Annotated in this window: 16 protein-coding genes; 6 read left to right on the forward strand and 10 right to left on the reverse strand. The window is 65.9% G+C overall.

The genetic code is table 11. The features are described from left to right. Positions 1 to 77 precede the first annotated feature (77 nt). Entirely contained in the window at positions 78 to 1,781 is a 1,704-nt protein-coding gene (locus ACSYG9_RS10320) for an alpha/beta hydrolase (RefSeq protein WP_454842342.1), read from the forward strand. A 62-nt stretch (positions 1,782 to 1,843) separates the two neighbouring features. Then, positions 1,844 to 3,136 carry a lipase family protein gene (locus tag ACSYG9_RS10325; protein WP_440127057.1) on the forward strand — a complete coding sequence of 431 codons (1,293 nt, stop codon included), beginning with the start codon at positions 1,844 to 1,846 and terminating at the stop codon, positions 3,134 to 3,136. A gap of 61 nt (positions 3,137 to 3,197) precedes the next feature. On the opposite strand, the gene ACSYG9_RS10330 is transcribed toward ACSYG9_RS10325, so the two are convergent. Further along, a complete protein-coding gene (locus ACSYG9_RS10330; protein ID WP_454842343.1) occupies positions 3,198 to 5,153 on the reverse strand; it encodes an acyl-CoA dehydrogenase family protein in 1,956 nt (651 codons plus the stop codon). Between the two features lie 100 nt (positions 5,154 to 5,253). After that, positions 5,254 to 5,709 (reverse strand): hypothetical protein, encoded by a 456-nt coding sequence (locus ACSYG9_RS10335; protein ID WP_454842345.1) that lies wholly within the window; start codon positions 5,707 to 5,709, stop codon positions 5,254 to 5,256. A 115-nt stretch (positions 5,710 to 5,824) separates the two neighbouring features. Here ACSYG9_RS10335 and ACSYG9_RS10340 point away from each other — a divergent pair, with 115 nt between their 5' ends. Beyond that, positions 5,825 to 6,352: a peptidylprolyl isomerase gene (locus ACSYG9_RS10340; RefSeq protein ID WP_440127082.1), complete on the forward strand. Its 528-nt coding sequence runs from the start codon at positions 5,825 to 5,827 to the stop codon at positions 6,350 to 6,352. Positions 6,353 to 6,363: 11 nt separating this feature from the next. After that, complete coding sequence (locus tag ACSYG9_RS10345) at positions 6,364 to 7,290, forward strand: rhomboid family intramembrane serine protease (RefSeq protein ID WP_454842346.1); 927 nt, start codon at positions 6,364 to 6,366, stop codon at positions 7,288 to 7,290. Here the strand turns inward: ACSYG9_RS10345 and ACSYG9_RS10350 are convergent. After that, complete coding sequence (locus tag ACSYG9_RS10350) at positions 7,275 to 7,745, reverse strand: PH domain-containing protein (RefSeq protein WP_454842347.1); 471 nt, start codon at positions 7,743 to 7,745, stop codon at positions 7,275 to 7,277. The two genes, ACSYG9_RS10345 and ACSYG9_RS10350, sit on opposite strands and share 16 nt — an antisense overlap. Positions 7,746 to 7,830: 85 nt before the next feature. Next, positions 7,831 to 8,097 carry a cell division protein CrgA gene (gene crgA / locus ACSYG9_RS10355; protein ID WP_440127085.1) on the reverse strand — a complete coding sequence of 89 codons (267 nt, stop codon included), beginning with the start codon at positions 8,095 to 8,097 and terminating at the stop codon, positions 7,831 to 7,833. Positions 8,098 to 8,201: 104 nt separating this feature from the next. On the opposite strand from crgA, the gene ACSYG9_RS10360 reads away from it, so the two are divergent. Then, positions 8,202 to 8,927 carry a DUF881 domain-containing protein gene (locus ACSYG9_RS10360; protein WP_454842349.1) on the forward strand — a complete coding sequence of 242 codons (726 nt, stop codon included), beginning with the start codon at positions 8,202 to 8,204 and terminating at the stop codon, positions 8,925 to 8,927. Between the two features lie 22 nt (positions 8,928 to 8,949). Then, complete coding sequence (locus ACSYG9_RS10365; RefSeq protein WP_169689341.1) at positions 8,950 to 9,612, forward strand: aminodeoxychorismate/anthranilate synthase component II; 663 nt, start codon at positions 8,950 to 8,952, stop codon at positions 9,610 to 9,612. A 78-nt stretch (positions 9,613 to 9,690) separates the two neighbouring features. Here the strand turns inward: ACSYG9_RS10365 and pknB are convergent, their stop codons facing one another. From pknB to ACSYG9_RS10395, 6 genes are read right to left on the reverse strand one after another with little or no spacing between them, the layout of a single operon-like run. Then, positions 9,691 to 11,610, reverse strand: a complete 1,920-nt coding sequence (pknB, locus tag ACSYG9_RS10370; protein WP_454842350.1) for a Stk1 family PASTA domain-containing Ser/Thr kinase — start codon at positions 11,608 to 11,610, stop codon at positions 9,691 to 9,693. Further along, positions 11,607 to 13,193: a serine/threonine-protein kinase gene (locus tag ACSYG9_RS10375; protein WP_454842352.1), complete on the reverse strand. Its 1,587-nt coding sequence runs from the start codon at positions 13,191 to 13,193 to the stop codon at positions 11,607 to 11,609. The genes pknB and ACSYG9_RS10375 overlap by 4 nt, the downstream gene beginning before the upstream one ends. Position 13,194: 1 nt before the next feature. Continuing rightward, positions 13,195 to 14,679 carry a peptidoglycan D,D-transpeptidase FtsI family protein gene (locus tag ACSYG9_RS10380; RefSeq protein ID WP_454842354.1) on the reverse strand — a complete coding sequence of 495 codons (1,485 nt, stop codon included), beginning with the start codon at positions 14,677 to 14,679 and terminating at the stop codon, positions 13,195 to 13,197. Beyond that, positions 14,676 to 16,124, reverse strand: a complete 1,449-nt coding sequence (locus tag ACSYG9_RS10385) for an FtsW/RodA/SpoVE family cell cycle protein (RefSeq protein WP_169689110.1) — start codon at positions 16,122 to 16,124, stop codon at positions 14,676 to 14,678. Before ACSYG9_RS10385 ends, ACSYG9_RS10380 begins: the two co-directional genes overlap by 4 nt. After that, the gene (locus ACSYG9_RS10390; RefSeq protein ID WP_440127090.1) at positions 16,124 to 17,620 is read right to left on the reverse strand and encodes a protein phosphatase 2C domain-containing protein; all 1,497 of its coding nucleotides are present in this window, start codon (positions 17,618 to 17,620) and stop codon (positions 16,124 to 16,126) included. The genes ACSYG9_RS10385 and ACSYG9_RS10390 overlap by 1 nt, the downstream gene beginning before the upstream one ends. After that, a complete protein-coding gene (locus ACSYG9_RS10395; protein ID WP_054713680.1) occupies positions 17,617 to 18,078 on the reverse strand; it encodes an FHA domain-containing protein FhaB/FipA in 462 nt (153 codons plus the stop codon). Before ACSYG9_RS10395 ends, ACSYG9_RS10390 begins: the two co-directional genes overlap by 4 nt. Between the last annotated feature and the right edge of the window lie 98 nt (positions 18,079 to 18,176).

Raw genomic sequence — 18,176 nt, forward strand, 5'->3', positions numbered from 1 at the left:
CTCTTCCGGGAGGGCGTGCACGCCGTATGGCTACCGTAGACCGCGCCTGTCGTGAATATCCCATTTAGACTCCAGCGATGACACAGCAGGAGGAGCGCCCGGATCCCGGATCGTTTCGGGAGATCGTCTATCGGCGCGCAGCGCACCCGGTCGGTCTCGCTGTCGCACTGTTCTTCTTCGCGCAATCGATGACGCCGTCGCTGCTGCCGCGTGTGTGGTACCTGCAGGGTGTTGCCACGGGAATCTCGGTGGCCACGGGTTATGGACTCGGCTGCCTCGTCGCCTGGGTTCTGCGCAGATGTGGAGTGCACCCCCGGTGGTCTGCAGCCACTCGTCGTCGTGGATGGTGGTTGCTGGCCGTCGTGGCTGTCGTGGTGATTCCGACCTTCCTCGTTCTCGGCTCGTGGTGGCAGCAGATCGTCCGTGAGCTGGTCGGCCTCGAACGGCTCGAACGCCTCCTTTACCTGCCGGTCCTTCTCGTTGCGGTGATCGTGGCGCTCGTGCTGATCGCGGTGGCTCGCCTGCTGAGATTCGGGGTGATGCGGATGTCCGTGTTCTCTGCGCGATTCCTGCCCGATGGAGTTGCGAATGTCGCTGCGATCGTCGTCGTGGTGGTGTTGCTCGTGGTGGTTCTCGACCACGGGGTGTATCGGGGGATCCTCTCGGTGGCAGAGCGTTCCGCGGCCGTATCGGATCACGGTACGGCGGACGGCGTCGATCGTCCGGCCGCACCGGAGAGGTCGGGTTCACCGGACTCGTTCGAAAGCTGGGAGACACTGGGCCGGGAGGGAAGAACCTTCGTCGCGGGCGGCCCTACTGCCGCCGAGATCGCCGATGTCACCGGTGAACCCGCGCTGACACCGATCCGCGCATACGTGGGTAAGGAATCCGCCGACACTGTCGCCGAGGGGGCAGGCAAGGTGGTTGCGGAGCTGGAACGCACGGGCGCATTCGACCGCTCGGTCCTCGCGGTGGTGACCACCACCGGGCGCGGTTGGGTCAACGAGAACGTCGCAGGTGCACTCGAATTCGTGAGCGGCGGTGATTCGGCGATTGCGGCGATGCAGTATTCGTTCCTGCCGAGTCCGTTGGCATTTCTTGCCGATCGTGAAACCCCGCAGGATGCCGGACGCGCGTTGTTCGATGCGGTGTACGAGCGGTGGGCCGAATTACCCGGCGATGCCCGTCCGAAGCTTGTGGTCTTCGGAGAGAGCCTCGGATCATACGGTGGTCAAGCCGCTTTCGCGTCCGGCGATGCGCTCGTCGCCATGACCGACGGTGCGTTGCTGGTGGGCACACCGAACTTCGCGCAGCCGTGGGGGAGGATCACCGAGATGCGCGACGAAGGTTCGTTCGAGCGTCTTCCTGCTGTGGACGGCGGGCGGAACATCAGGTTTGCGTCGGATCCGGGTGATGCAGATCTTCCCGCCGAGTGGGAGTTTCCACGTGTGGTGTTCTGGCAGCACGCCAGTGACCCCATCACGTGGTGGTCGTTCGATCTGATCCTGCATCGGCCGGACTGGCTGCGCGAACCTCTGGGCCCCGACGTGGACCCGGGGATGCGGTGGATTCCGTTCGTGACGTTCTGGCAGGTGACTCTGGACATGGTCTTCTCGGCGGACGTGCCCGACGGACACGGTCATTCGTATGGGGTGGATGCAGCCGAATTGTGGGCGGACATTCTCAGCCCGCCGGGGTGGGGCGGTGACGAAACCATACGGGTGCAGGAAGCGCTTTCCGGCATGTCACAGAACGCGGAGCCGGAACTTACTGCCGAGTAAATGCATGTTACATTGCGTATCGCCGTGATGGGCGGCACACATTTCGAGGCACGGAGGAATCAATGGCGGGTCGTACCCGGCGATGGGGGATGACGGCGGGATTGGCGTCTGCGGCACTGATGGCCGGATTGATGATCACCCCGGCGACAGCGAATGCAGAAGGCGACTTCTATCAGCCGCCGGAGGTGCTCGGGGGAGCACCGGGCGATCTCATTCGCACCGAATCTTCCGACCTCGCGATCCGCGTGCCCACGGCCGACGGTGTGTTCCCCGCTCAGGGAACACGGCTGCTCTACCGCAGCAACGACGCCAACGGCGAAGCAAACGCCGTGAGCGGCACCTATCTCGAACCGTCCATGGCATGGAACGGGCCGGGCGAGCGACCCCTGGTGGTGCTGGCCCCCGGAACGCAAGGCCAGGGCGACCAGTGTGCACCGTCGAAGGCCCTCAACCACGTCGTGCAGTACACACCGCCGCTCGATCTCTTCACCGAATACGAACTCCTCTCGATCAACGCGATGCTGTTGCAGGGGATCGCCGTGGCGGTCACCGACTACGACGGATTGGGAACCCCCGGCCACCACACGTACGTCAACCGCGAGGCGGAGGCCCACGCGGTGCTCGACGCGGCCCGAGCAGCGCAGAACCTGCCCGGGGCTTCCATCTCGGAAAACGGACCTGTCGGCCTCTTCGGCTACTCGCAGGGCGGTGGCGCCACAGCCGCCGCGGCGGAACTCGCTCCCTCCTACGCTCCGGAACTCGACATCAAGGGCGCCTATGCCGGCGCACCTCCGGCCGATCTGGTCGAGACCCTGAAGCAGATCGACGGAACCGCGCTCACCGGTGCCATCGGCTACACGATCAACGGTCTCATCGAGGCACACCCGGAACTGACGGACGTCCTCGACGCAGAGATCAACGAACGAGGGCGCGAGATGCTCGCCGCGGTGGCGAACCAGTGCTTGCCCGAGACGCTGTTCACCTTCGGTTTCCAGCAGACCAGTGACTACACGCGCACCGGCGAGCCCCTCGACGTCGTGATCTCTCGGATCCCCGAGGTCCAGGAAGTGATCGCGGAGCAGCGTATCGGCCGACTGTCCCCGCAGATCCCGGTTCTCGTCCAGCACGGCACCCAGGACGATACGGTGCCGTACGGCCAGGGCCGCCAGATGGCGCTCGACTGGTGCGCCCAAGGTGCCGCGGTGCAGTTCTCCCCGAACAACACGCCGCCGATCCTCCCCGGCTTCATCGTCAATCACGCGTTGCCCATGATCGGTGGCCTGCCCGAGGCGGTGGCGTACATGAACGATCGCTTCGCGGACAAGCCCGCGCCGTCCAACTGCGGCGCATTCTGATCCTGCCACGACAGTAGAATTCGGCCCCCGCTCCGCGAGTGGGGGCCGAATTCTTTTGCGATCACGCAGGATTCTGTGTCAGCCGGAAGCGGCGGGCCAGGTTGTCGTCCTGTGACGGTCCGGGCGCCCACTCTGAGATCCACGGACCTGTGCCCTCACTCTGATCGAGCACCCCGTTCTCGAGCCACGTGTAGCGCCCCTCGAGCACACCGTGAGTGAGCGCGACATCGGCGTCGTCGGTGTTGGTCCACAATCCGTCGAAGAGCCCCTCGACTCGTATGCGCGCCTGCTCGCAGAAGGTGTCGGCCAGCACGAAGGCATCCTCGGCGCCGGGATGCCGGTCGGCGCGCTGTCGTTCGGCACGCACGCAGCACGCTGCCATCGCGAACAGCTCGGCCCCGATGTCGACTATGCGTCCCAGAAAGTTCTGTCGCTTCTCGAGCCCGGCCTGCCAGCGGGCCATCCCGTAGAACGTCGACCGTGCGAGCTTCCGAGATGCCCGTTCCACATACCTGAGATGGACGGCCAGAGAACCGAATTCATTGTAGGAGTTCGGAAGCTGGCCCTTGCCCGCTACCAGTTTGGGGAGCCACTTGGCGTAGAAACCGCTCGCCCTCGCTGCGGCTTTCGCTTTTGCCTCGGCGGAGGCCTTGGGATCGGCGAGATCACCAGCGGCCTTCAGGTGTGCGTCGACTGCCTCTCGCGCGACGAGCAGTCGCATGATCTCGCTCGACCCTTCGAAGATCCTGTTGATGCGCAGATCACGCACCAATTGCTCGGCCGGCACGGCACGTTCGCCGCGCGCTGCAAGCGATTGCGCGGTCTCGTATCCGCGACCCCCACGGATCTGCACGAGCTCGTCGGCGATGATGCACGCCATCTCGCTGCACCACAGTTTCGCGAGGGCGGCTTCGATGCGGATGTCGTTGCGTTTCTCGTCGGACATCTGCCCGGAGAGCTCGACGACGGACTCCAGCGCGTAGGTGGTGGCAGCGATGAACGAGATCTTCGACGCCACTGCGGCGTGCTCGCCGACGGGTCTGCCCCACTGAACCCTCGCGGACGACCACTCGCGCGCGATCTTCAGCGACCACTTTCCCGCCCCCGCGCACATCGCTGGAATCGCAAGACGCCCGGCGTTGAGGGTGGTCAGCGCGATCTTGAGGCCGTCGCCTTCGCGTCCGATGAGGTTCTGCGCGGGAACACGCACCTTGTACATGCGCGTGACACCGTTCTCGATGCCCTTCAATCCCATGAACGTGTTGCGGTGCTCCACCGTGATGCCCGGTGAATCCGCTTCGACGACGAAAGCCGAGATCCCGCCTCGATGTGCGTCGTCACTGTTGCCGTCGCTGCGGGGCACACGTGCCATGACGACGAGCAGTTCGGCGACGACACCGTTGGTGGTCCACAGTTTGACTCCGTCGAGTTCGTACGCCTCGCCGTCGTCGATCGGGGTTGCCGTGGAGGCGAGGCGAGCGGGGTCGGAGCCGACGTCGGGTTCGGTGAGCAGGAATGCGGAGATGGCACCCTTCGCGCAGCGTGGGAGGTATTCCTGCTTCTGCTCGTCGGTGCCCGCGAGCGCGAGTGGCTCTGGCACGCCGATCGACTGGTGGGCCGACAACAGCGCACCGATGCTCGGATGCACGCTCGCCACCAGTGTCAATGCGCGGTTGTAGGCCACTTGGGAAAGCCCGAGTCCGCCGTATTCGGGCTTGATCTTCATACCGAAGCATCCGAGGTCGGCGAGACCTGCAACGTAGTCGTCGGGGATCTTCGCGTCGCGTTCGATGACGGAGCCGTCCATCGTGCGGCACAGGTTCCGCAGTTTCGTCAGGAACTCTTCGGTGCGGGCGTCCTCGTCGGGGGTGGGTCGTGGGAACGGGTGGACGAGGTCGAGTGTGAGCCGGCCGAGGAACAGCTCCTTTGCAAACGAGGGCTTGTCCCAGTCGGCTTCACGTGATTCTTCGGCGACTGCGCGTGCTTGTTCTTCGGTGACGTGCGCGGATCCGGTCATGAAACGCCTCCATCGGGTGTCTACTCGTGAGTATCCACCTTTATGTGGTATGCGTCACACGGTTGAACGGATTCGATACCGACCGGTAACTCCAGCGGTCTCAGACGCCGGTGATCCCGTCGTCGGGCACCGCCTGCACGCGCGGCGGCTCGGGCGCGACGGGCGGGAAAGACGGGCGACGCGTGCGATAGAAGACGACGCCACCGAGGACGACAGCGCCGAGAACGCCGGCGATGAGCAGTGCCGGCCGTCTGCCACCCGACTCGGGTGCGGCCTTCTTTGCGGCGCCCTTGTCGGCCAGCGCCTTCTCCGCGGCCGACTTGATCAGCGGAGACGCCTCTTCCCGTGCGCGACGTGCGTGAGCAGCGAGCTCCCTCGACACCTCGACACCCTTGCGGGCGACGACAAGGCCGGCTGCTGCCGACCCCTGAGCCAACGCCACAGCACCGTCCCCGGCGACACGAAGCGCGCCAACGAGATTGGTGGTGTCGTCGATCGGAGGTACGAGGTCGCGGACAGACTCGGAGAAAGCACTACCGGAAAGGGACTCGCTCACACTCGACATGGCTCCACACTGCCACACCGGTTGATCCTTCCGTCAGGAGCGCGGGAGGATCATCACAGTAGGAGGAGTGCCGCGCCGAACAACACAAGGATGGCAACATGGGGGTGTGACTTCACCCAACCAGACAGCAACCGCCACCCTCCACACCAACCGCGGGGACATCGTCATCTCCCTGTTCGGCAACCATGCGCCGAAGACGGTCGAGAACTTCGTCGGCCTCGCCAACGGCTCGAAGGAATACAAGACCCAGAACGCAAAGGGCGAGACCACCGGCCCGTTCTACGACGGCGCGGTCTTCCACCGCGTCATCGACGGCTTCATGATCCAGGGTGGCGATCCCACCGGCACCGGTCGCGGCGGCCCGGGCTACCAGTTCGGTGACGAGTTCCACCCGGAGCTGCAGTTCGACCGTCCCTACCTCCTCGCGATGGCGAACGCCGGCCCGGGCACCAACGGCTCACAGTTCTTCATCACGGTCGGTGCCACCCCGCACCTGAACCGTCGCCACACCATCTTCGGTGAGGTCGTCGACGCAGAGTCGAAGAAGGTCGTCGACGCCATCGCGACCACCGCGACCGATCGTGGCGACCGCCCGACCGACGACGTCGTGATCAACAGCATCACGGTCGCCTGAAAGAGAAACCTATGACGAACCCCGGCTGGGGCCCGGCGGCCGAGGGGGGCGGCCCCGCGTCCCAGCCGCGGTGCGTCCGTCACCCCGACCGCGCCACGCTGCTTGCCTGCACCCGGTGCGGTCGACCCTTCTGTCCCGAGTGCCTGCGTCCCGCGTCGGTGGGGCATCAGTGCGTCGAGTGTGTCGCCACCGCGCAACGCTCCGCACCGCAGGCCCGAACGGTCGCCGGTGCGCCGATGCGCACAGATCGGCCGACTCCGTTGGTCACCTACATCCTCATCGCGCTCAACGTCGTGATCTTCGGGATCACCGCCGCGCAGTCCGGCAGCGTGATGAACAACGAGCAGGCATCGCGCCTGTTCTTGGATTGGGCGCTGTGGCCGCCCATGATCGCGGCCGATGGCGACTACATCAGGGTGCTCGGCAGCGGTTTCCTGCACTACGGCCTGCTACACCTCGCGGTCAACATGTTCGCGTTGTGGATCATCGGCCGCGACACCGAGTTGGTACTCGGGCGTGCCCGCTATCTCGCCGTGTATGCGGTGTCAATCGTCGGTGGTTCCGCCGCGGTGATGTTCCTTCAACCCGAGGCTGTCACTGTGGGGGCGTCGGGTGCCGTGTTCGGTCTGCTCGGAGCCCAAGCCGTCATCCTGCTGCGGTTGCGTCGGAGCCCAGCGCCGGTGCTTGCGGTGGTGGCACTCAACGTCTTCATCAGCATCACGATCCCCGGCATCTCCCTGTGGGGACACCTCGGCGGCCTGGTTGCGGGTGCTGCGGCGACGGCAGCTCTGCTCTACGCCCCGCAGTACGTGGGCGCCGGTACCGACCGAATCAAGATCGTCCGTACGGGATGGATCGCGCTCGCTGCGGTGGTGCTGGTCTCGCTCGTACTGGTGGTGCTCGCAGTGCTGCGTCTGCGCTCTCAGTTGGGAGTGTGATCGGGCGCCAGTCCGTGCACCGCAAGCGCGTCGTACACGTCGCGCGGGTCCGTGCCCAGATCCCAGCGGCCGAAGATCATCAGCCGTTCGTCGCCGGTTCCGGGTTCGAGCGTGTCGATTTCGAGCATCGGGACCCGCCGACCGAGTCGTGGGTATTCCACGATGCGCACCCGGTGCAGTGTCGCGCGCGGGAATTCGCGACGACCGGACAGGCGCGTGGTCGCAATTCCCGATGCCTGTCCGTCGGGGTCGCCGAGGACCTCGAGGCGGGGCCGCTGGCGGGCAGCCGAGAACGCCATCGAAAGAACGAGTAGCGCAGCGAATCCGATGAGAATCCGGCCAACTGCGTCGGGAACAGCGAACACCGCCGCCACTGCAAGGACCACTCCGCCGGCTGAGAGGGCTGCGACGGCGACCGGCGGAGTCGACCATTCGAGTGGAGCCCGATCGGTCATGCCACTACGTCCGCACGGTTGTGCACAGGGTTCTCCACAGGTGGGGATTAATTACAGCGGTGTAATCCAGCGTCATCGGCGGTCGTCAACGCCACTTCATCGTCATGACCAGACCCGCCACCATGAAGCCGAAACCGATGAGGAAGTTGTACGCACCGAGGCTGTTCATGAAGGAAATGTGCTCTGCGGCGAGGTAGTACACGATCAGCCACAGCAATCCGATGATCATCAGACCGAGCATCACCGAGACGTAGATGGAGCTCGACGGCGCGGCCTTGATTTTCACCGGAGTACGGCTGACCGACCTCTCGACCGCGTCGTCCTTCTTCTTCCTGACCTTCGACTTGGGCATGGTGTCCTCGCTGGTACGACTCCGCCTCCTGCAGGTCGGCAGAGTAGGTTGGGCATCTACCTGTGCTGTACACGCTAACGCAGTAGCCGAAAGGGAGGTTCGACGTGTCGAACGGTCGGCTGCGCACTCTGGCCTGGGCGTCCGCGACACTTGTCGTGTGCCTCGTCGCGGGGCTGTTGCTCGGCACGACCCGCGGTGTTTCCGACGGTAGTGAACTGCGCGCGAGTGACTCGCCGCGCCTGTCCGACCTCGTTCGTGTCGCGCAGGCCGAATCGGATGATCTCGCTGCCACCCGTGACGCGCTGGCCACGCAGGTCGCACAGCTTCAGAGCAGTGCGGCCACCGACGACGACGAAGTCGCTGCAGTGCTCGACGAGATCGCCGCACTCGAGGATCCTGCGGGACTGACCGAACGGCAGGGCGCCGGTGTCACCGTCACCTTGACCGATGCGCCGCGCGATGCCGACGGCCGGTATCCGGCAGGCGCCTCGCCCGACGATCTCGTGGTGCACCAGCAGGACGTGCAGAGCGTGCTCAACGCGATGTGGGCGGGCGGAGCGGAAGCCATCTCCATGCAGGATCAGCGGATCGTCGAGACCTCGGCGCCCCGCTGCATCGGCAACACCCTCCTACTGCACGGCCGCACCTACTCGCCCCCGTATGTCATCACGGCGTTGGGAGACCCCGCCGCGATTGCGGCGTCGCTCGATGCCGAACCCGGAGTGCGCTTGTACAAGCAGTACTCCACGCGCTACGGATTGGGCTTCACGCAGCAGGTCGGTTCCGAACTCACTGTCCCCGCCTACACCGGTGGAGCCGCGGCACGATAACTCGGTGAGTACTCTGCTCACCATGCGCATTCTCGTCGTCGACAACTACGACAGCTTCGTGTTCAACCTCGTGCAGTACCTCGGTCAGCTCGGAACACGAGCAGAAGTGTGGCGCAACGACGACGAGAGGCTGACCGCGCCCGGCGCGCTCGAGAAGGTCGTCGACGAGTTCGACGGCATCCTGCTCAGCCCCGGCCCCGGCACCCCCGAACGCGCCGGAGTCAGCATCGACCTCGTCAAGGCCTGCGCCGCCGCACGCACGCCGCTGCTGGGCGTGTGCCTCGGTCACCAGTCGATCGGTGTTGCATTCGGCGGAACCGTCGATCGTGCCCCGGAACTTCTGCACGGGAAGACCAGCCTCGTGCATCATGACGGCGCCGGTGTCCTGTCGGGCCTGCCCGACCCGTTCACCGCGACCCGTTATCACTCGCTGACGGTGCTCCCGGAAACGATGCCCGACGAGCTCGTCGTCACCGGGCAGACCGACAGCGGTGTGATCATGGCGTTGCGGCATGCGGAACTGCCCATTCACGGTGTGCAGTTCCATCCGGAGTCGGTACTCACCCAGGGTGGTCATCGCATGCTGGCGAACTGGCTCGCCGTGTGTGGTCGGGCGCCGCAAGAATCGCTCGTCGCGCAGCTCGAGGGTGAAATGGCCCGGGCGCTCGACGGTGGTGCCGCCTGACGCCCCCATACGCACGGCGCTCACACAACGCGGCGGCCCCTCCCATGGAGTAGGCCGCCGCGCTGCGTGACGTTCGCGCTATCGGATTCCGAGAACCCCGACTCCGACGCTCACGGTGTCGGACTTGGAGATCTCCGAACCGGGCGGCTGCTGCTGGGTGATGATCGTGCCCACGAGACCGGCATCGAGTGTGGCCTCACGGGTCTGCACGAGCTGAGCAGCCGAGCCGGTCCAGCCTGCCGCGCGGAGCGCCGACAGCGCCTGTGACACCGAACGGTTGGTGAGCACGGGCATCTCGATCCGGTCGCCGTCGGAAACCTGGATCGTGACGGTGCCACCCCGATCGGTCGTAGCGCCGCCCGCCGGGTTGGTCGACACCACCGTGCCTGCCTCCTCGCTCGACTCGACCTGCTCGACGACGACCTCGAATCCGGCGCCCTCGATGTTGCCTCGGGCCACTTCCTGGGCCTGCCCCACGACGTTCGGGACACGGACCTGCTCGGGCCCGGAACCGAGCGTGATGGTCACCATGGAGGCGCGGTCGATGTTCGCGCCCGCCGACGGGTTCTGCTCGACTACGGTGTCGACCTCGTCCTCGTCGGACGGCGCCCGCAACACATTCGGGTCGAGCCGCAGCCCGACCGAATCGAGTTGTTGCGCGGCCTTCTCCTGCGAGAGACCGTCGAGTCGCGGAATCTGCACTTGCTCGGGGCCACTCGACACCTCGATGGTGACGGTCGAGCCCTCATCGGCCTGGCTGCCCGGTACCGGCCGGGTGTTGACCACGTTGCCTTCGGCGACCACCGCGTCTGGTTTCTCCTGCAGAGCCACCCGGAAGCCACTGTCCTGCAGCTGGCTCTCCGCCTCGCTCGCCGCGAGATTACGGACGTCGGGAACGGCAATCTGCGCCGCAGTGGAGCCGGGGCCCAGCGACCACAGGAACACGCCGACGATGCCCACGACGATAACGGCCGCGACGCCGAGGAGGACCTTGCGCAACGTCGAACCGCCACCACCTCCGGACTCGTCGCCTGCAGCGACCCCGCCTGCAGCGCCCGCTGCGGCAGCGGGACGGTAATGCCTGCCGGTGTTCTGATCGACCGAATCGATCAAAGTGGTGCGGTCTTCGTCGGTCATCACCATCGGCGCGCTGGGACGCTGGCCGCTGAGGACCCGGATCAGGTCGCTCCGCATCTCTGCCGCGGACTGGTAACGGTTGGCGGGGTTCTTCGCCATCGCCTTGAGGATCACCGAATCCAGCTCGGGGGGAACCTGCCGATTCACCGACGACGGCAGCGGTGGATCTTCACGAACATGCTGGTAGGCGACCGCGACGGGTGAATCACCTTTGAACGGGGGTTCGCCGGTCATGATCTCGAACAGCACGCAGCCCACCGAGTAGACGTCGGAGCGCGCATCGACCTGCTCGCCCCGCGCCTGCTCGGGAGACAGGTACTGAGCGGTGCCGATCACGGCGGCGGTCTGCGTCATCGGGCTCGACGCGTCGGAGATCGCGCGGGCGATGCCGAAGTCCATGACCTTGACCGCGCCGGCTTTGTTGATCATGACGTTGGCGGGCTTGACGTCACGGTGCACGATCCCGTTGCGGTGGCTGAAGTCGAGCGCCGCACACACGTCGGCGATCACCTCCATCGCCCGCTTCGGCGCCATCGGACCCTCGCCGCGCACGATGTCGCGCAACGTGTCGCCCTCGACGAACTCCATGACGATGTACGGGATCGGGCCGGCTTCCGTTTCGGCTTCACCGGTGTCGTACACGGCGACGATCGCCGGGTGGTTCAGTGCCGCCGCGTTCTGTGCCTCGCGCCGGAACCGCAGGTAGAACGTGGGATCGCGGGCGAGGTCGGCGCGCAGAACTTTGATTGCCACGTCACGACCGAGTCGTAGATCCCGTGCCAGATGCACCTCGGACATGCCACCGAAGCCGAGGATCTCACCCAGCTCGTAGCGTGAGGAGAGCTTGCGCGGTGTCGTCATGACGTTCCTTGTGTGTCCGGCGGTGCGTTGTTCGTACCGTTGCTGGCTGCGGGCTCTTGATCGCCTCCCGTACCTCCGTCGCCTTCTCCGTCACCTGAAGCATCGCCCGGCGGCGTTTCCCCGCCTTCGGCAGGTTGCGTCGTGGTGGTCGCGGCGGTGGTTGTCGGTGTCGCGGTGGTCGTGGTGGGAGCTTGGGTGGTCTGCGTCGGAACTTCGGCCGTGGTGGTCGGCGGGACCGTCGGCGGAGCCTCGGTCGTTGTCGTCGGCTCGAATGTCGGAGGCTGGGTCGGGACCGGAAGTGGGGCAGTCCATTCCGAGGTCGTCGTGGTCTGCGGAGGACGCGTCGTCGTGGTGGGCTGTGGCCTCGTCGTGGTGATCTGCGTGGTCGGCGACGGCCCCGTGTCGGGCTCGTCCTCACCGTTGGTCAGCAGAACTACGCCCAGCGTGACCAGCGCAAGTACGATCGCCACGCCTGCGGCCCACGCGAGCGCGGTGGGGCTCGGCCCCTTCCGGTCGCCATCGCCGTCACCTCCGCCCGAAGCGGCGGCCGCAGCAGCATAGGGAGGTCGGCCGCTCGTCGGTGGCTGCGACGACCCGGTGTACGGCCCCTGCGTGTACGCGGTCGGCGCATACTGCTGCGTCTGCTGAGACGACTGCATGGGCACCGTCGTGGTCGCCCCCGGAACACCCGGAGGCAACACTCGATTGGCGCTCGTCACGGGCGGCACATTGCCCGGCGGCGGCGCGGGCCGGCCGGACCGCACGGCCGACACGGCATCGCCGAATTCGCCACCGCTCGAGTAGCGGTACTTCGGGTCCTTCGTCATCGCGATGTCGATGAGGTCGCGGACCTCGGGCGGGAGATCGGCGGGCAGCGGCGCGGGAGTTTCCTGCACGTGCTTCATCGCGACCGTGACGACACTCTCGCCAAGGAACGGGCGCCGTCCCGACAGCACCTCGTAGCCGACGGCCCCGAGCGAATACACATCGCTCGCCGATGTCGCCTCCTGCCCGAGAGCCTGCTCCGGCGCGATGTACTGCGCGGTGCCCATGACCATCCCGGTACGCGTGACGGGCGATGCGTCGACTGCCTTCGCGATACCGAAGTCGGTGATCTTCACCTGGCCGGTCGGGGTGATCATGATGTTCCCGGGCTTGACGTCGCGATGCACGACACCCGCATTGTGCGCGGCCTGAAGAGCCCGGCCGGTCTGCTCGAGCATGTCGAGGGCTTGTGGCAACGACAGCCTGCCCACACGCGAGAGGACCGCATTGAGCGGCTCGCCGTGTACCAGTTCCATCACCAGATAGGCGACGGACTGTCCTTCCTCGTCGGTCGTCTCGCCGTAATCGAACACCCCGGCGATGCCCGGGTGATTGAGTTGCGCCGTGGTGCGCGCTTCGAACCTGAATCGGGTCAGGAAGTCCTGGTCGTGCGACAACTCGGCCTTGAGAACCTTCACCGCGACACGACGGTCGAGCCGTGTGTCCAGGCCTTCCCAGACCTGACCCATACCGCCCGTGGCGATCAGTCGCGTGAGGCGATAGCGGTCGGCGACCATGGCGCCGCTGTACAAAGCCATGTCAGCCTCCCTGTATTCCGGCCGAAATCACGGCCCGTCCGATAGGCGCAGCCACCGAACCACCGGTAGCGGCGAGAGCGCGATCACCACCGTCCTCGACGATCACGGCCACCGCCACTGTGGGCTGCTGAGCGGGTGCGAACCCGATATACAACGTGTGAGGTGGGGTGTTGCGCGGGTCGCTGCCGTGCTCGGCGGTGCCGGTCTTCGACGCGATCTGAACACCGGGAATCGCACCCTGTCCACCCGACCATTCTTCGGAGCCGATCATCAGATCGGTCAGTGTTGCCGCGACCGAGGGGTCGATGGCCTGCCCGAGGGATTCGGGCTTGGTTTCCGCGAGGAGTGCGAGATCGGGCCCCTCCAGACGTTCGACGAGATACGGCTTCATGCGCACACCGCCGTTGGCGACGGTCGCGGCGATGACCGCGTTCTGCAGTGGAGTCAGCGCGACGTCGCGCTGTCCGATGGTGGACTGCCCGAGCGCAGCCCCGTCGGCGATCTGCCCGACGGTGCTCTCTGCGACAGGCAACGGAATATCCATGGTCTCTCCGATGCCCAGAGCTTCCGCCTGGTCGACCAGGGCCTCACGACCGGTGTTGATGCCCATCTCTACGAACGCGGTGTTGCACGAGCGCGCGAATGCTTCGCGAAGCGACACTGTGGGAGCGCCGCCGCAGGCAGCGCCGCCGTAGTTCTCGAGGGTGGTCGTGCTGTCGGGAAGGGTGATGTTCGGGGCGGCAGTGAACTGATCGTCCGGGGTGACACCCGAGTCGAGAGCAGCCGCCGTCGTCACCACTTTGAACGTCGAACCCGGCGGGTAGGTCTGAGAGATTGCTCGGTTGAGCATCGGCTTGTCGGGGTCTGCGTTCAGTTCGTCCCACGCCGCCGACGTTGCGGCGCCGTCGTGGCCGGACAACCGGTTCGGGTCGTAGCTCGGCGTGCTCACCATCGCGAGGATCTTGCCGGTCGCAGGCTCGATGGCCACGACCGACCCGGTGTATCCCTTGGAGGTGAGTTCGTCGTACGCGACCTGCTGCATGGCCGGATCGATCGTCGAGACCACATTGCCGCCGCGTGGGTTGCGTCCCGACACCAGATCGAACAGCCGACGACCGAACAGCAGGTTGTCGGAGCCGTTGAGCAGTTCGTCCTCGCTGCGTTCGAGGCCAGTGCTGCCGTACTGCATCGAGTAGAACCCGGTGACCGGCGCGTAGGCGAGCGGACTCATGGGCTGCGCGGGTGTCGACGGATATTCACGCAGGTACTTGTAGCGACTGTCGGTGGGGATCGACACGGCCAGCGCCTGCCCGGCAGCCGAGATCTGACCGCGCTGACGTGAGTACTCGTCGATCAACACCCGTGAGTTGCGCGGGTCGGTGCGCAGATCGTCTGCCTTGATGACCTGCACGTAGGTGGCGTTGGCGAGCAGGGCGACAACCATGAACATCACGGCCATCGCGACCTTGCGGAGCGGAGTGTTCATTCGCGCCCCATCATTTCCGTCTGCGCTTCCGCGATGGGCGTCATCGGTTTCTTACGCGGCTGCACGGGTTCGCGTGCGGCGTGCGAGATCTTCATCAGCAGAGCGAGCAGCAAGTAGTTCGCGAGCAGCGACGACCCGCCGTACGAAACGAACGGCGTGGTCAGGCCCGTGAGGGGAATCAATTTGGTGACCCCGCCGACCACGACGAACAACTGGACGGCGAGGGTGAACGACAGACCGGCGGCGAGGAGTTTGCCGAAACTGTCGCGCACGGCGAGAGCGGTGCGCAAGCCGCGGATGACGAGGATGAGGAACAGCAGCAGGATCGCGGCGAGCCCGATCAGGCCGAGTTCCTCACCGATCGCGGCGATGATGAAGTCGGTCTTCGCGAACGGCACCTGGGCGGGCCGCCCGCTGCCGAGACCCGTGCCTGCGACACCGCCGGTGGCCAGACCGAACAGCGACTGCGAAATCTGATATCCGGTGTTGCTGTAGTCGGCGAGTGGGTCGGCCCACGTCTGGACGCGGACGCGGACGTGACCGAACATCTGGTACGCGAAGACGAAGCCGACCGCGAGCAGCGAAAATCCGATGATCAGCCAGCCCACGCGTTCCGTCGCGATGTAGAGCATCACCAGAACGGTGGTGAACAGCAACAGCGAGGTGCCCAGGTCTTTTTCGAAGACCATGACGCCGATGGAGATGATCCACGCGGCGAGGATCGGGCCGAGATCTCGCGCACGGGGAAAATCCATGCCGAGGAAGTGTTTGCCTGCCGTGGTGAACAGATCACGTTTCGCCACGAGGACGGAGGCGAAGAAGATGATCAGCAGAATCTTGGCGAATTCACCTGGCTGGATGCTGAAGCCCGGGAGCCTGATCCAGATCTTGGCGCCGTTGACCTCGGAGAACTGCGACGGCAGCAAGGCGGGGATCGCGAGGGCGATCAGCCCGATCAACCCGAGGGTGTAGCTGAAGCGGGCAAGCAGCCGGTAGTCGTGGAGGAACACGAGGACAGCGATGAAAAGGGCTATGCCGATCGCGGTCCACAGCACCTGCTGGTTCGCGTCGGGCGACGGCATCGGCAGACCCATGTAGCGCGCGTTTTCCTGGTCGGCCAGGTCGAGCCGGTGGATCAGCACGAGGCCGAGACCGTTGAGCAACGCGACGATCGGCAACAGCAGTGGATCGGCGTACTTGGCGTACCGCCTCACCGCCAGGTGCGCGACGAGGAACAACCCGGCATACGCGAGTCCGTACTTCGCGAGATCGAGCGTGAGCGCCTGCTCGAGAGAGGCCTCGACGAGCATCATCGACACCGTCGTGATGCCGATCGCGACGAGCAGCAGTCCCAGTTCGGTGTTGCGCTTCGTGGATTGAGCAGGGGCCGGAGCGAAACCACCCGGGGGGCTGGGAAAAGCCCCCGCACCATGGGTCACCGACATCAGGCGCCCACCCTGCAGTTCTGGCCGGGGACCTGGGGTACGGGCGCCGGTTCCGGCGCCGCCGTCGTTTCGATTCCGCCGTTTTCGGGCGCCTGTTCACCGGGTGCGGGTGCTGCCTCATTCGGGACGGGCTCGGCAGGCGGGGCAGGTGCCTCACCGGGCACGGGTGCTCCCGGTGTGGGTTCGCCGGGCGCAGATGGTGTGGGTTCCGGGGCCGGGGCAGGAGCCGGCTCCTCGACCTTGCACACCGGAAGCAGATCCTGCTGCGCGAGGCGGGCCATCTGCACGCTCGCCTCGTCGAGCGTCCCCGACGGAAGACCGGCACGAACCTGCTCTCGCGCGGCGGGCTGAAGGTCGTCGACCATCATCACGCGACACTGCGCGTCGGCCGGATCCACAAGGGTCAGCTCACCCTCGTCGGTCACGCACCCGATACGTGCTGGTTCCTGCAGCGAGTAACCGAAGATGTTGCCGGGGAGTCCGCGCAGCACGGTGACACGCGCGTCATCGGCGCTGACGTAGTAGTTGTTCTGGATCATCTGCCGACCGAAGTACCCACCTGTGGCGATCAGACCGAGCACCACGAGCGCGATGAGCGGAGCCCACCAGCGGCTACGACGCTTCTTCGGCTCTTCGGGCGCTTTGTTGATGACGCGTTTGGGTGTGGCGCGGGGCGGCCGCATGGCGGCGGCGCGACCGGCGGCGGTGTTCGGCCGGGGAGCTTCGTCCTCGTCCTCACCCGATGCTGCTCCGGCGACGATGGGGTTGCTCTGCCCGTAGTCGAGATCGATGACGTCGGCGACCACCACGGTGATGTTGTCGGGGCCGCCGCTGCGCAATGCAAGTTCGATGAGCCGGTCGGCGCATTCGTCGTGGCCGCCCTCGCCCAGGGTGTTCGCGATCGTCTCGTCGCTCACCACATCGGACAGGCCGTCGGAGCAGATCAGGTAACGATCCCCGGCGCGCGCTTCGCGCACCGTCAGGGTCGGCTCCACTTCTGCCCCGGTGAGCGCGCGCATGATCAGCGAGCGCTGCGGATGCGTGTGCGCCTGTTCCGCAGTGATGCGACCTTCGTCGACCAGTGACTGCACGAACGTGTCGTCGCGGGTGATCTGGGTGAGCTGATTGTCGCGCAGCAGGTAAGCGCGGGAGTCGCCGATATGCGCCAGGCCCAGCTTGCTTCCTGCGAACAGGATGGCGGTGAGCGTGGTGCCCATGCCGTCGAGTTCGGGTTCTTCCTCGACCTGATCGGCGATCGCGGCATTGCCCTCTCGCACCGCGTCGTCGAGTTTGCCGAGGAGATCTCCTCCCGGCTCGTCGTCGTCGAGATGTGCGAGCGCGGCGATCATCAGTTGCGAGGCGACCTCGCCGGCGGCGTGACCACCCATTCCGTCGGCCAGGGCCAGCAGGCGCGCACCGGCGTAGACGGAGTCCTCGTTGTTGGAGCGAACGAGGCCGCGGTCGCTGCGGGCGGCGTAGCGCAGTACAAGTGTCACGGGCGGAGCTCGATCACGGTCTTACCCACGCGCACAGGAGTGCCAAGGGGTACGCGGACAGCAGTGGTGACTTTCGCTCGGTCCAAGTACGTTCCGTTCGTCGAGCCGAGGTCTTCGACGTACCAATCGGACCCGCGCGGAGATAGTCGCGCATGCCGGGTGGACGCGTAGTCATCGGTGAGCACGAGTGTCGAATCGTCGGCGCGACCGATCATCACCGGTTGCGTGCTGAGCGTGATCCTCGTGCCCGCGAGGGCACCCTGTGTCACGACCAGATACTTGGCGGTCTTGTTGCGGCCGAGCGACGGCAATACCGACTGCTTGGGGGAGTAGCGCGGTAGTGGTCGCGCAGAACCGGCATAGATGTCCGAGCGCAATGCTCGCAGCACTGCCCAAACGAACAGCCACAGCAGCAGAAGGAAACCTGCCCGGCTCAGCTGCAGAATCAGCCCCTGCACGGCATGTCCTCCTTCGGCATGTGCGACCGGCGCGCGGTCGTCCGGTTCGGTGCGGTCACTCACAATACGGACATCGACCGACTCCATGCAGAATCAGA

This window comes from Rhodococcus sp. SJ-2, from assembly GCF_053750035.1.

Coding starts and splice junctions, on each gene's coding strand:
- ACSYG9_RS10320 (WP_454842342.1), top strand. CDS start 78: ATGACACAGCAGGAGGAGCGCCCGGATCCCGGATCGTTTCGGGAGATC.
- ACSYG9_RS10325 (WP_440127057.1), top strand. CDS start 1,844: ATGGCGGGTCGTACCCGGCGATGGGGGATGACGGCGGGATTGGCGTCT.
- ACSYG9_RS10330 (WP_454842343.1), bottom strand. CDS start 5,153: ATGACCGGATCCGCGCACGTCACCGAAGAACAAGCACGCGCAGTCGCC.
- ACSYG9_RS10345 (WP_454842346.1), top strand. CDS start 6,364: ATGACGAACCCCGGCTGGGGCCCGGCGGCCGAGGGGGGCGGCCCCGCG.
- ACSYG9_RS10350 (WP_454842347.1), bottom strand. CDS start 7,745: ATGACCGATCGGGCTCCACTCGAATGGTCGACTCCGCCGGTCGCCGTC.
- crgA (WP_440127085.1), bottom strand. CDS start 8,097: ATGCCCAAGTCGAAGGTCAGGAAGAAGAAGGACGACGCGGTCGAGAGG.
- ACSYG9_RS10365 (WP_169689341.1), top strand. CDS start 8,950: ATGCGCATTCTCGTCGTCGACAACTACGACAGCTTCGTGTTCAACCTC.
- pknB (WP_454842350.1), bottom strand. CDS start 11,610: ATGACGACACCGCGCAAGCTCTCCTCACGCTACGAGCTGGGTGAGATC.
- ACSYG9_RS10375 (WP_454842352.1), bottom strand. CDS start 13,193: ATGGCTTTGTACAGCGGCGCCATGGTCGCCGACCGCTATCGCCTCACG.
- ACSYG9_RS10380 (WP_454842354.1), bottom strand. CDS start 14,679: ATGAACACTCCGCTCCGCAAGGTCGCGATGGCCGTGATGTTCATGGTT.
- ACSYG9_RS10385 (WP_169689110.1), bottom strand. CDS start 16,124: ATGTCGGTGACCCATGGTGCGGGGGCTTTTCCCAGCCCCCCGGGTGGT.